General features: G+C 30.7%; 13 protein-coding genes. 1 reads left to right on the top strand and 12 read right to left on the bottom strand.

The features are described from left to right. Positions 1-728 precede the first annotated feature (728 nt). The 10 genes from NSQ92_RS25145 to NSQ92_RS25100 all read right to left on the bottom strand — a co-directional run bounded on the left by NSQ92_RS25145 (position 729) and on the right by NSQ92_RS25100 (position 9,097). Positions 729-1,133: a single-stranded DNA-binding protein gene (locus NSQ92_RS25145; RefSeq protein ID WP_016205240.1), complete on the bottom strand. Its 405-nt coding sequence runs from the start codon at positions 1,131-1,133 to the stop codon at positions 729-731. Next, on the bottom strand, positions 1,130-1,789 hold the full coding sequence (locus NSQ92_RS25140; protein ID WP_341123853.1) for a JAB domain-containing protein: 660 nt from the start codon (positions 1,787-1,789) through the stop codon (positions 1,130-1,132). Before NSQ92_RS25140 ends, NSQ92_RS25145 begins: the two co-directional genes overlap by 4 nt. Positions 1,790-1,835: 46 nt before the next feature. After that, on the bottom strand, positions 1,836-2,195 hold the full coding sequence (locus NSQ92_RS25135; RefSeq protein WP_144545596.1) for a DUF6018 family natural product bioysynthesis protein: 360 nt from the start codon (positions 2,193-2,195) through the stop codon (positions 1,836-1,838). 201 nt (positions 2,196-2,396) lie between these two features. Next, complete coding sequence (locus NSQ92_RS25130; RefSeq protein WP_144545594.1) at positions 2,397-3,533, bottom strand: DUF418 domain-containing protein; 1,137 nt, start codon at positions 3,531-3,533, stop codon at positions 2,397-2,399. Between the two features lie 98 nt (positions 3,534-3,631). After that, positions 3,632-4,864 carry a replication initiation protein gene (locus NSQ92_RS25125; RefSeq protein ID WP_341153312.1) on the bottom strand — a complete coding sequence of 411 codons (1,233 nt, stop codon included), beginning with the start codon at positions 4,862-4,864 and terminating at the stop codon, positions 3,632-3,634. 1,427 nt (positions 4,865-6,291) lie between these two features. Then, a complete protein-coding gene (locus tag NSQ92_RS25120) occupies positions 6,292-6,513 on the bottom strand; it encodes a hypothetical protein (RefSeq protein ID WP_016205245.1) in 222 nt (73 codons plus the stop codon). A 167-nt stretch (positions 6,514-6,680) separates the two neighbouring features. After that, positions 6,681-6,848, bottom strand: a complete 168-nt coding sequence (locus NSQ92_RS25115; protein ID WP_341123850.1) for a hypothetical protein — start codon at positions 6,846-6,848, stop codon at positions 6,681-6,683. 109 nt (positions 6,849-6,957) lie between these two features. Next, a complete protein-coding gene (locus NSQ92_RS25110) occupies positions 6,958-7,374 on the bottom strand; it encodes a hypothetical protein (RefSeq protein WP_341123849.1) in 417 nt (138 codons plus the stop codon). Further along, positions 7,374-7,904: a hypothetical protein gene (locus NSQ92_RS25105; RefSeq protein WP_144545589.1), complete on the bottom strand. Its 531-nt coding sequence runs from the start codon at positions 7,902-7,904 to the stop codon at positions 7,374-7,376. Before NSQ92_RS25105 ends, NSQ92_RS25110 begins: the two co-directional genes overlap by 1 nt. A 518-nt stretch (positions 7,905-8,422) precedes the next feature. Then, positions 8,423-9,097, bottom strand: a complete 675-nt coding sequence (locus NSQ92_RS25100; protein ID WP_341123848.1) for an SOS response-associated peptidase — start codon at positions 9,095-9,097, stop codon at positions 8,423-8,425. Between the two features lie 1,009 nt (positions 9,098-10,106). Here NSQ92_RS25100 and NSQ92_RS25095 point away from each other — a divergent pair. Continuing rightward, on the top strand, positions 10,107-11,342 hold the full coding sequence (locus NSQ92_RS25095) for an IS110 family transposase (protein ID WP_095322885.1): 1,236 nt from the start codon (positions 10,107-10,109) through the stop codon (positions 11,340-11,342). A gap of 308 nt (positions 11,343-11,650) precedes the next feature. Here NSQ92_RS25095 and NSQ92_RS25090 read toward each other — a convergent pair whose 3' ends face one another. Further along, positions 11,651-12,724: a Ger(x)C family spore germination protein gene (locus NSQ92_RS25090; RefSeq protein ID WP_163187436.1), complete on the bottom strand. Its 1,074-nt coding sequence runs from the start codon at positions 12,722-12,724 to the stop codon at positions 11,651-11,653. Continuing rightward, positions 12,711-13,724: a GerAB/ArcD/ProY family transporter gene (locus NSQ92_RS25085; protein ID WP_286167769.1), complete on the bottom strand. Its 1,014-nt coding sequence runs from the start codon at positions 13,722-13,724 to the stop codon at positions 12,711-12,713. Before NSQ92_RS25085 ends, NSQ92_RS25090 begins: the two co-directional genes overlap by 14 nt. Between the last annotated feature and the right edge of the window lie 52 nt (positions 13,725-13,776).

Here is a 13,776-nt window from a genome sequence, read left to right as displayed (position 1 = left end):
TTTCTGTTTAATTCCGTTAGACTAGTGGCCTTCCCTCCACAGTTTGTTATCCCTGTTTCTTCGGTACCATGCCACCACCATCACGAGTATTAACACACGTTATAGATTTGCTCTTTTCCGTATGAACGCTTCAAAAGTCTCCGAACCTCCACGTTACTCGCTTTCCACGTTCCAATCATTCCTATCTGTTCATATATACTTAGGTGCTTTCTTTACAACTACTTGCTGGAGCAACCCTTCTTTGTTGCTAAGGATTTTCATAACAAACATTCTTACTCATCCTCACAAGTACCGCTTTATACGGCGATGATTATTCCTAATCATCTAGGTTATAGTTGTGTACATTCGAAAGTTCGTCAGTTACAAGGACATTCTCACCATATATATTTTATAGACACCCGATTTATCGTTGAACCATTACAATAACAGCATTGGGACCAACTTCAATCGACTTTACCTAGCTTCACACCTCAAATCCTTCGGAGGGAGTTGACGCATGTAGGAGTCTTAGTGACTATGCTTCGGGGTGGTTAGTTCCCTCATTCATAGTTTGGAATGACAGTTAGATATGAATTTGCAATCCCATATCCGAGCTTTTCACGACTTTTTTTAATGTCATTTATAGCTCAACGTGTCGCACGTTTGTTACCTATATGAGACATGTTATTTCCTCCTATTTTTAATCATGAAAAAACGCCCATTCTATTAGAATGAACGTTTACTCAATATTATCTTTCCCAAGGCATTATATCCTCTTGATGATAATTCTCCTCATATGAATATTTGTGATTATTCTCTCCATCATCCTCAGTCTTCAGTCTCCTTTTACCTGAATCTAAAAAGACTATATCTTCTGCAATGATTTCAATTTCTGTTTTATTATCCTTAAATTTTGCTTGCAAACGTGCTGTAACAGCAATTAAACTACCTTTTTGTAAATTATTATGACAAGTGGTAGCTAACTTTTTCTCTTTAAATGCTTTAATTGGAATAAAGTCTGCCTCTCTTTCTCCATGCTGATTTCTATAGTTTCGATTTACAGCAAGTGTCATAAAACAGACTGGATTTTCCTCTGTACCTGCTAAATAAGGATCTCTACTCAATCGGCCTATTAGGTTACATTGGTTTTTCATGCTAATTCTCCTTTGGACTTATTCGTAATCTCTTCCGCAATAGAAACGCACATTTTTTTACCCAAAATAATATGATCAAGTACCTCAACATTCATTAGATTGGATATAGATAAAAAATAGTCGAATAAAGAATAGTCTTCATCTTTTAAAACTGCATAACCTGCAGGTTCATTACTACAGACTACTATTTTTGAAGCGTTTCTTTTAATTGCTTGTCGAAATGCCAAATGAACTAAGTCTTTATTGAGTGTTCTAGTCCCTTTAACAATATTTTGTCTGCCTATAACCACATTATTCTTATTTAAAAATAAAAGATCTAATTGTGAATCCTGCTTATAACGAATATCTCTCACACATTCAATTACATCAAATTTAGAAGATATTTTAAATTCCGATTGCCAATCAAATTTTGGTACCATATTTAAGATTCCATTTAGTGCTTTTATTCTAAATAAAGTTTCCGTAGTTATTCCTTCGAACTTCAATAGCTCCTCTTCAGATAATTGAGAAATCCCACTTAAACCTAACTCACCTAAAGTATCGATCGTTGAGTCACATACGGTTTCACCGACAATAATAGCCAGTAAATGTGGAAGACTAGTGTCATTCTCCCCAAAATACTTAATATATTCCTTTGCGTCGTTGTATCTACTCATAATAAATCTACCTCTCTTAATTAAATGTAAATGTCCTCATAGCTCTTTATTCAATATCAAAAAAATATCCCATTATCGCTTTCTTTAAGCGTGTAATTGTAGAAGGTTTTTCGTAGATAGTTGTACTAAAATGATAAACCTTATCGCCTTTATACCTCCACATTACTTTTGAGTTAATTCCTTGCTCTAAACACTCAATAAATACTAAGAATTCATTAAATGCATGTTCTTTTGACACTGACTTAGCTTTAAATATTCTTCGTTCCCCATCTGGCAAAATGATCTCGATACTATGACGAGAATGTAAGATTGGTTTACTAGCAATAATTTTTTCTGCTTTTCTTTTACTTTCCTCAAATACATTTCCTTGTAAAACTGGCCCCTTACTAATTGTTTCTTTCATCATTTTTCTTCATCCTCTCAATATATTATTTATATAAAACGCAAAAAGCGCCCTGAGAGATGGTTTAATGAATTACACATAAAGTGTAATACTCAATAAATCATCCCAAAGGACGCTGCGTTTAATATCTAAACTGCTAGCCAATAAAAGGCTGCTAAAATGTTAAAAATATAAAATAGTTACATTTTCATTCTACTATTATATCTATTTCTTATCAACCCTATTATAGGAAGGAGTCCTTTTATAGTAAGTTAACTTACGCCATACCGATTCAATGGGTCCTTGCTTATGTTTTTTTAACCACCAATTACTTAATAATATTTGTATGAATATTAAAGCTATAGAAAGAAAAACTAAATGACCAGGTGAAACTTGTGCATATAACTTAAATACTTTAAACATGAAAAAACAACATGTTGTTTGGAATAAATAATTACTCATAGATGTTTTTCCTATATTAGCAATTAATTTGAAATGCTTTCCTGTTTTTTTTAGTAATAACAGAATAGATAAACCATAAAATATGGACATGCTTATATTACCAAAAATTTCGGAAAGTCTTATTAAAAAGTAGGAGTCAGAATATATTATTGCTAATGTTTTTATTGCAATACCAATACTACCACTTATCACCCACATTAATTTGTGGATTTCCTTAATATTAGTAATCAATGCTTTATTTTTTCCTAATATCATCCCTAACAAAAACATTGGATAAATACTGCAGAACAAAGATGGAAGATTTTCTATAGAGTAAATCGTTAACCAATCAACAGTATTTTGTAATAATGCAATTCTTCCCCCTGTTTGATAATTAATAATCACATTTTGTAATAAGTTATAATCAACAGCTGCAATTTGATAATCAAATAACAGTATCTTAATTAATTCAAACAACATTGGAATCATAAATATACCAATCAGCAGCATCATAACACGACCAGGAACTTTATAAACAGGAAGTAAGAACAAACCTATTACTGCGTATATCATGAGTATATCTCCATAAAAAATGAAAAAGGCATGTAAGAATCCAATTGCAAACAGTATCCATAATCTCTTTGAGAATAAATAGTAAGGATTATATCCTTTGTCTTCTGCGTTCTCCATAAAAATAATTGCGCTAAAACCAAAAAGGATAGAGAAGAGGGAATAAAAATTACCTTCAGCGAAGATAAATAAAATCGATTCTACTAGTTTATCAATAGGATCCATCCAAATACTGCTTGGAGAGGATTCATATAAATGAGGACCACTTAGGGGTAATATATTTGCAAAAGCTATGCCTAAGATTGCAAATCCTCTTATAATATCAATTGAATGTATTCTTTCCTTCTTCATTATTCAATCTCCTTCGCAAAAAAGACTACCCCAAATATAAGGTAACTTTGATTTACCTTCATATTTGGGGTAGTCCCATTGAGTTATTTTTTGTTATGTTATCTATTATATCGTTTCTGTAATTGTTCATCTTTTTTGGTTTTAATTTGATACATAATAATTGTTTTATATTTTTCCCATAATTCACTTGCAACTTTTTCACTAACGTTCATGAACTTCATGAAAAATGGAATTACTTCTTTTTCTAGAAAATAATCTGGAATTAATTCCTTACCAGGCGCATATTTTGCAACGATGTTTTGACGAGCAAGATTTAATAGAGATTCATCTATTTCATTTATATCATCTATTATTTCTTTGCTAGTATTTTCCACTTTTCCTATATCAGGATCAACTTCTTTATTTTCATACTTACTTTTTAACACTTTTGATATGTAATTCTCATAATTTTCAATGTCTCTATGCTTTATTTCTTCCAAAACTTCTAAAATTAATTCTATTCCATACTTTTTCCAGGATAGAATTTTCTTATCAGAAATATCGATGCCATGAATATATAGAGATTTCTTTACTGATTCAACAAATTCCTGTGATTCTTTGGAAAGAGGAGTTTGTTGTTTAGGACTTTTTTTATGAATATTAAAATCTATTGCTACTGTTTTTCTACCTTGTTTGACTTCTTTAAAAGAAAAATATAATTCTCCAGTTGCTTCTAACTCTTTTTTGGCAACATTTAATATTCGTTGTTTGAAATTCCCGTATACAGGATACTTATCCCCTACTCCAATCATCCTTTTAAGTTCATCTAGCTCTATTGTTCTTTTTCCAATTTTCTCATACTGTTTTAACAGTTCATAAACTCTCACTGTATATCCACTTTTTAATTTTTTTATATCATCAAAAGAATATCCTGTAAATCTACTGTCTAAGCTAATTAAATAATCTTTAATTATTGGATTAAAAGAAACATGAACAGTACCATTATCATATATAATAGCGCTAAACCATGGAAACCATCCCATTTTATCATTAGACGAGCGAATCTTTATTCTTTTTCTTGTTAGATCATCAGCTAACTCTTTTATCTGACTATGATAATTATTTCCTTTAACATTCATGACTTCTGCAAATTCTTTAACAGTAATTGTATAGTCTGGAAATTGGGAATCATTTTTCTTAATTTTACTAGCAACATATCGAATAAACTTATGCTCTAAAGTGGTTAATTCATTATCATAATAAGCCTCTATTAAATCATTAGACTGGATGATTAGATCATTTACTTTAAATTCAACTTGCTTTGTTTCTATCAAACTATCACCTACTAACAAGTTTGTAATCTTAAACAAATTATGACATTATTTTCAGAGAAAAGAAAGTGAAATATAACAAAAGATTATTAACTGTTATATTTCAGAATATTCTAATCAATAAGATCTTCTACTTTCTAAAGCCTATCCCAAATATGTTATAGTTCTGCTTATCTCAAAGATAACACTATCCCAAATATGTTATAGTTCCGCTTATCTCAAAGATAACACTATCCCAAATATGTTATAGTTCCGCTTATCTCAAAGATAACACTATCCCAAATATGTTATAGTTCCGCTTTTTTTCAAAGATAACACTATCCCAAATATGTTATAGTTCCGCTTTTTTTCAAAGATAACACTATCCCAAATATGTTATAGTTCCGCTTATCTCAAAGATAACACTATCCCAAATATGTTATAGTTCCGCTTATCTCAAAGATAACACTATCCCAAATATGTTATAGTTCCGCTTTTTTTCAAAGATAACACTATCCCAAATATGTTATAGTTCCGCTTATCTCAAAGATAACACTATCCCAAATATGTTATAGTTTCGCTTTTTTTCAAAGATAACACTATCCCAAATATGTTATAGTTCCGCTTATCTCAAAGATAACACTATCCCAAATATGTTATAGTTTCGCTTTTTCTATATATAACCCTACCCCAGATATGTTATAGTTCACTTATCAAAAGATAACACTATCCCAAATATGTTATAGTTCCTTCATTCCAAAAGACATTACATCCAAAAAATTTTATAGTTCAATTATTAAAAGAAAAAACATCCCAAATATGTTATAATTCAAAATCTGAAAAAAGATAACATATTTGGGATGTTTTTTAGTAGTAATTTTTAAGAGTGTATTAAATATATTTTTTAATAAAAAATATATGCATATCATTATGATTTTAAAGATCCTCTGACTCGAGTAATTTAAGAAATGCAATTTATAAAAGATGTCTTTAAATTATCAACTAAATGTAACGTGCTTAAATATCATTTGTTCATTTGATCCCAAAATTGTTATACTTTATCCCAAAAACGTTATTTTTTATCCCAAATATGATATATTTACTATCATTAAACACAGATATATCAAGGGTTCATCAGATACCTAAAATATTAAAACTATAAAACTAAGGTAACTACATATCCTAAAAATGTTATATTTTATCCCAAAAATGTTACATTTTCACCCTAAATTTGCTATATTTCGTCCCAAAATTGCTATATTTCATCCTAAAAATGTTATATTTTATCCCAATTTTGCTATAATTGTCTACTATTAACCTATTAGTACCAAGGGTTTAAAGCTACGATAAAATATTAAAACATCTAAAACTATTAAAAATAAGTTAAAATATTAAAACTAGAAAGCTAGATAATTTATATATAATAAAGAGTATAGATAAATTATATTATCCATACCCTTTATTTAGTACTAATATTGTTTAATATAAATTATTTTAAAAGACACCTCTTTTAATTTAGCAATAATACTATCAATTTTATTTTTTGTATTCTCAAAATCCCTAGTAGGGTATTCTTTAAAAAAACCATGAGCCATTACCCATACCTTGTTTTCATAACCATAAATGTCAACTTTATTAGTCCAACCATCATTATTTTCAATATCTTCTAATTCTACATGTTTTAATAACATCTTATTTCCTCCAATATAGATTTAGTGTCAAGTATGTGTTCTAGATACTCTCTAACTTACAAAATAGCTGTTATTTGCGCTTCTGTTATAAGAGAAAGGTTTCTTATCTAAAATGTATAATAATTGTTCTAAAAGGATTTTCTCCCCTCTAATGCAATCCTGCTAGTTTACCAGTTTATAATATCAAGTATGATTTTTTTAATGCCTTCTGAGTCCACTTTAGAACATATAATTTCTTGATTCTCTAAAATAAATCTAATGTTTCCTTTTTTTTCGATTATATAATCCCATCCACGTTTATTAAGTATGTCAATTAAATCTTCAATTCTATTCATAAAACTTTTCCCCGTTTTTCTTTTCAATATTAAAAAGAGCAGCATTAAATATTTTCATTAAGAAACCACTACTAGTGATATAATAGTAATAGTGGTTTCTCCCTTTTCCTTATTGGATATTATTGAATAACCTAACAATGTTCACATTCTTAACATTTATATTTAAAATATGAAACATACTATAGTTTACCTTGATAATTCTCTTTGCATGGTCCTCGTTAGCAGCCAAAATATCTGTAGTTATATATCTTTCTTGCTCATTAAATTTAAGTAGAACCGACACGAGAAAATGTTTCTTAATTGTTTTTTGGCCATGATAAATTTCTAATGAATTATCAACGAATAATACATCTTCTGTTTTTATTATTTTTGGTATATTGCCTTTTTGAGATATTTTAATAAAAGCGGGTTCATCTTTTATAAGATGATATACAGAAATATTGCCCTTTTCTTCTATTTTTCCGTCAATCAATAATATATTTTCACGAATTTGATAGAAATGTTTACTAGTATAAAAATCAACCATTATGCTAATTCCTCCTCAAATGAAAAAAGATCGTAAGTGGTTGGAATAATATATTCAACCAATTCTTCGATCCTTTTTAACCCGCTTATTAATTTTAAGCTTGTATTCTTTTTACTTCTCAATTGGAACACTACAGTATTATTAGTAACAATTATATTTATACTGTTTTTTTGATAGAAACCCCTTGTGTCAATAGTAATTATAGATGGATTATTATCTAAAAGTGATAGCCAATCATTAGAGTTTTTCCCTTCCTCACTTAACATATACTCAATACAGGTAATTGTAGTATTTAAAGTTCCTAATGAAAGGTCAAACATATAAGCAAAGCTCATAGTATTATTACCATTAAAATACACTCTATATCCCTTTTCTCTTTGATTAGAATGTCCTTTAAATGGTTCAATACGAAAAACTATATCTTCAAAATACCATTCCAATCCATCTTTTTTACTTGAAAATCCTATACCCTTTAATAAGCTTTCTAACTTTGTAGGTTCTAGAGGACAAAAGCATGTGATTTTATACATATGTAATCCTCCTACAGACATTAGAATCAAATAATTTAGTCGTCGTCAAAACCTTTCCCTCCTAGTATTTTGTTTCATTTCTATTAATTTTCTTTACTGTCGTTTACTTTTTTCATAAAAAAAAGCCTTCAGGACAGTTAATAGCACAGCTGCTATTAAAACTGAACCCAAAGGCTCTACATTTACTAAGTAAAAGAAAAATCCAAAATAGAAAAATAATCTGATTTAATTTTAACTTTTTATCCTATTATTTTCAATAGTTTCAGAAGATATCGTCAGTTATTCGAGCAGGACAGTCTGTTTACAAACAAAAAAGTGAAATATACTTTTATACTTGAAGATACATCACAGTCATAGATTTCTATAATTTCCAGATACATAATTCATAACTAATGTTCCAGCAGCATCTATTTTAAAATTCGACTCTAGAATCGTTATATTCGAATAGATCTAAACTTGAACAAAAAGTCACTGTCGTCAATAAATGCTTTTAAACCACTATAAGTATTTGTTGTTTTCTAACAAATTTGCTGAATTAAGCTAGGTGAATTGTTTTTTGGAGAATTAACATCATTTGAAACTTCAAAAGCCTCCATTTGTTCAAAGTCAAAGGGAACAAGTAATTTACTTAACGAGTTAGTATCGGTATTTGTTGGATTTAGCCAGAATTGTTCATCTTCAGGTTTTAATATGACTGGCATTCTATCATGTATTTCAGTCATTAGCTTATTTGGTTGAGTGGTAATTACAGAACATGAGTATACCATTTCTCCTTCTGGGGATTTCCAAGATTCCCATAAGCCAGCCATACCAAATGGTTGATTATTTTTAAATTTTATACGCATAGGAATTTTACGTTCATTTGTACGTTTCCATTCATAGAAAGAATCAGCAAGGATCAAACAGCGTTTCTTTTTATAGGCATTACGAAAACTTGGCTTTTCGGCAATTGTTTCTGAACGAGCGTTAATCATTTTATAACCGATTTTCATATCTTTAGACCAGGAAGGAATTAATCCCCAACGTAAATATCCAAGACGATTCTTTTCACCATCATTGATCACAGAAAGTACGGATTGAGAGGGAGCTACATTATAGTTTGGGTTATAATGGGATTCTTCAATTGCTGAGTCGATATTAAAGCGGTCAATAATTGTTCCAAAGTCGGTAAATAAAGTAAAGCGACCACACATGCTATCACCTGCTTTTTAGGTTAAGTGTAGCAAAGTAGAATACGGAAAACAAACGAGTAGTAACTTATCGTCAAGTACGATAACTACTACGTATTATTATATTATTAATAATACGAAATCAGCCTTTAAAAAAATAACGCGCTACCTTCAGGCTGCGCGTTTATAAATATAACTACTATCCCTACTATTTTTCTCTTTATATTTTTTTCTTGTTCCCTTTTAATAACTAAACGCAATTAAAAATTTCTACCCGACTTTTTTGAAATAACTTTAAATTTTTCTTTCAGTCTTCTATTTGATAACCTATGAGATATTTTTTGATAACGGCAATTCTTTTATATTTGACCATAAAACTTCAATTGTTTTTTTTCCATTAGCAGCATTAAAGGTGATTTTATTTATATAAGTGAGTTTAACTAGATGCTTCTCAGTATAAAAGGTAGATGTTTTGTAAACAAGAGAGTGTTTATTATTTTTAGATTTTTTTATTAGCAAAATTATCATCCTTTATTTTTTTCTTAATTTTATTAAGAAAAGTGAGGTTGAAATGATAATTTTGACAATGAATTTTTCATTTACTTTTTCTCCAATTGTATAGAGATAATAAATACGTTTTTTTTTTTTTACATAAAAAACAAGAACCATCCTACGATATATTGTAGGATGGATTATTTAAAGTGGTTAATTTTGTATCACTATAATTATTCTTATCTTCGAATTTGATAATAAAGTTGTTTGACTATTAATAAACTAACGCACCCGTCGTATTATAAGGTCAGCCAGAGAATTCTGGTTGACTATTTTTTATTCAATTTATAGATTGATAGTAGCCGGGGAAGAACGGACGCACCCGTGGGACTTGATCCCGACAACTAAACTGTTCCCCTCTACTTGTTAACACATGATTAGGCTGGTTGGGACATGATGATCCCGTATAACAAGCGAAGATATGAATGACAAGCTAGATAGAGGTTACCGGTCAATCCACTACACTAGGAGGAGATAATTTATGAATCCAGTTGTTGGTCTGGATGTCGCTAAAGGTGAAAGTCAGGTTCAAATGTTCTTGGATAAAAAAATGCCCTATAAAAATAGTGTGAAAGTTGAACATACGGTGGATGGTTTAAAAGAGTTATACTCTTATTTACTAGATTTAGAGCATCAAACAGGGATGAAACCACCAGTTGTCTTGGAATCAACGGGTCACTATCATGCCCCAGTTGTACAGTTTTTAGAAGCAAGAGAGTACATTGTCATTATCGTAAATCCATTGGTATCTTACCGAGCAAAAAGTTCTAGTTTAAGAAAAACTAAAACAGATGCCATTGATGCTTATCACTTAGGCGAACTGTATTACAAAGAGGATTTAGAGCCGCAGAAAAAGCGTGGTGTTCAGTTATTAAACCTTCGGCATCTGACAAGACAACATGAAAATATGACGGGAATTATGGTTCAAACAAAGCTTCAATTTCAATCTGTATTAGATCAAGTATTTCCAGAGTATAAAGGCGTTTTTGGCGATCTGTATGCCGAGGTTTCATTAAGAACTTTACAAACTTTCCCTACCTCGGAGACTGTCTTAAAAACTTGTGTGGAGGAAATTGCACAATTTATTGATAGGCATTGTAAAGCAAGATCGTTTAATTGGGCGCTTGAAAAAGCAGAGGGATTAATCGCAGCTGCAGAACGCAACCCATTTCAGTCAACGCGTTATCAAAGCCTTCTTGTCAGTCTGAATATGTATATTGATTTACTTCAAGTGTACCACCAACAGCTTTCTACGTTGGAGCGTGAGATTGATCAGTTAGCAGTACAGCTCGAAGAATATGAACTACTCCAAACAATTCCCGGTGTAGGCGAAAAAATCGCTGCAACGATTATTTCTGAAATCGGGGAAATTGATCGGTTTAGTCATCCCAAAAAGTTAGTTGCCTTTGCAGGACTTGATCCTAGTGTATTTGAATCAGGTCGCTTTAAAGGCACGAAGAATCATATTACTAAACGAGGCTCTGCAAGGCTTCGCCACATGCTTTTTACAGCAGTTCGGTGTTCCATTCGAGATAGTCGTAAAAAGAAAACAACTGAAGAAACCATTGCACGAAATATGCGATTACGTGCCTTCTACGATTTAAAACGTGAAGAAGGTAAGCCTTATAAAGTAGCCATTATTGCATGTGCTAATAAGCTTTTACACTGGATTTATGCGATGTTAAAAACGAAAACACCATTCCAAGAAACTATTTAGTAACAACATTTTCCTATACAACTAAAACCTTCCAAATTGAATCAGGAGGGTTATTTGAGTTGTGCATTTTTAGTATAGCATTTAGTAATTATAAATTTAAAATATATTTATTGACAAACTATTAGCTGGTTTTGTTTAAGTACATTGTTTCACATAATTCACAAAGAAAGCCGGTTTTCTTATCGAAAAACAGCTTTTTATTATCTATTTATTTTTTCAATTGTTATATTCAAGATAACTGCTGAGATAACATAAATTTGATTCATAAAATCCAATCCAGTTACAAAAATGGATATAGATATAATTCTTTAAGTTGTTTTCAGATAACCTTCATTTTGAATGTCTATTTTAACATTAATATTAATCTTCATGTTTTTAAAGTAATCTGACCTCCAGTTTTTTAATTCATCACGAGGGATTTGATTTCTAAAAAACTGACCCATTCCGAATACATCAGCCTCATTCTCTTGAAGTTTTGTAAATAATTTATTATACCTCTCAGAGATTAGAGTATTAATTTCCTCTTTAATTAAATTCAAACTGGGTTCTCCTTTTGTTTCCAATATCACAACTCTCATTTTTATTAGACTTTCCATATGTGCATCATTATTCACTAGTCTTCCTATATTGTCAGTTTTAGAACCCAGTAGCATGACTGTAGCATGTTCCATTACTTCCATTTTTCCATTACCACTCTCCCCTTTAAAAACATTGTACAGCAGGGTTTCGTTTGAACTGATTTGCTCGACCATTTTTCCTCTTTTTAATATGGCAGAACCGATTTGATCCATAGTCGTATCTTTTCCCGAACGAATCAAAGGTATAGCCACATCATGTGTATAAGAATGTATGCCTCGGAAGACCTCCCAAACTCTTGTAAGGGCAATGTCAGGATTCCAGCCTGCATTTTTTTCGAAATAGTTATAAGTGCTGAGCCCTTTTTTTTCGGCATTAATTTTAATGTTATTGAAAAATTCTTGAAGATCCTCATCACATATTGCAACTAAAGCTTTTGGGGAAACGTCTCTTGAACGCATAAATCCTGCAATTATATCGTTTATTCCATCCTCAGCAGTTTCTTTCTCAATAAAGATTAGCTTTACATGCAATAAATACACATCGCTCTCCATATTTCTACTAATTGTATCCACTGCTTTTGAGACCGTTTCAGCTTTAGCAGATACAATTTTCGTTTCCATACTACCATCTATAGGCTCTGGTATATTCAGGATCACCAAATATTGGTCGTCAACTTTCTTAACACCTATCGACACTGGTAGTAGACGATGATTTATATCCTTAATATCCCAACAACCGCTCAATATCAACATAGTTAAAAGACTACAAATTAAATAAATGACTTTTTTATTAGATAGTTTCATTTGTATCCTTCCTCTTTAATCTTCTTCCAATATAGTAAATAGAAAGAGGTACAACAATTATAACGTATGACCTTAAAAGAGAATTCATAAAAAGGATATTTTCAACATCCTTCCAGTCTGGAATCCAAAAGCAAACGAAAAAGATTGCTACAGACAAACCGAACAATAGGTAGCTAGGTCTACTTTTAGGAATGTAATAGTTGATTATTCGAATTGCTTTCCACATTAAGAGAGAGAGATACAAAATAATAAAAGCAATAAGGCTTAAAAGAAAAAACATTGTAACTCGATCAAACATTAACCAATCAATATTTATAGAATCCACAATAAGTACAAAAGGAAGAAATGCTTTTGATGCAGTCGCTTGTCCCAAAGTAAGAATTGGAATGTATACTGAAAAGAGAAAGAAAGGAATAAGAAATATCGCAGACAAAATAACATATTTTCTTTCATAAGAGAAAAATGGTTGTACAAATCCAAGAAAGAGAAACCCACCGGCGAATGCAAAATAACTCTCGAAGTAAGCAGGCTTACTAATGAATCCTAAGTCTGTGTCAAAAGGTATGGCATATCTCCAATCAACATTCTGAAATGACATGATTAAGACAAACAATAATATTGGAAAAAATAATATAAATAATAAAAATGCAGTTCGTAAAATGGCTTCGATACCTTTAGATGAAATGTATGCAGAAACAGACAACAATAATAGTATAATTGTCCATAATGGGGTATGGGATAAAAATACCAAGGTTACGATTTCTGCGTATGCTCTGACCGTTATAATAATGGCCATGATTAGATAAAGTAAAACGGGAGCAAAAAATAAAAAAGTTACCCTTTTTTTGCTTTTCGAAAATATACTTAAAATATCCTTTTTTGGAAAAAAGCTGAGACCTTTCATATAAGTCAACAAACATACAAAATGTACAATAATCCCTATTAGAATTGGGAACCAATGGCCTTGTTCTGTACTAGCAATAATATCAGCTGGAAACATAAAAAAAATTAGTCCCAGATGACAAAGCACATACATTATCATAACATGTAGA

Origin of the sequence: Niallia sp. FSL M8-0099, from assembly GCF_038006945.1 — a bacterium.
Lineage (GTDB): Bacteria > Bacillota > Bacilli > Bacillales > Cytobacillaceae > Niallia > Niallia circulans.
Note: the sequence above shows the minus strand (reverse complement) of the source record. Positions and strands in the feature narration are given on the sequence as shown.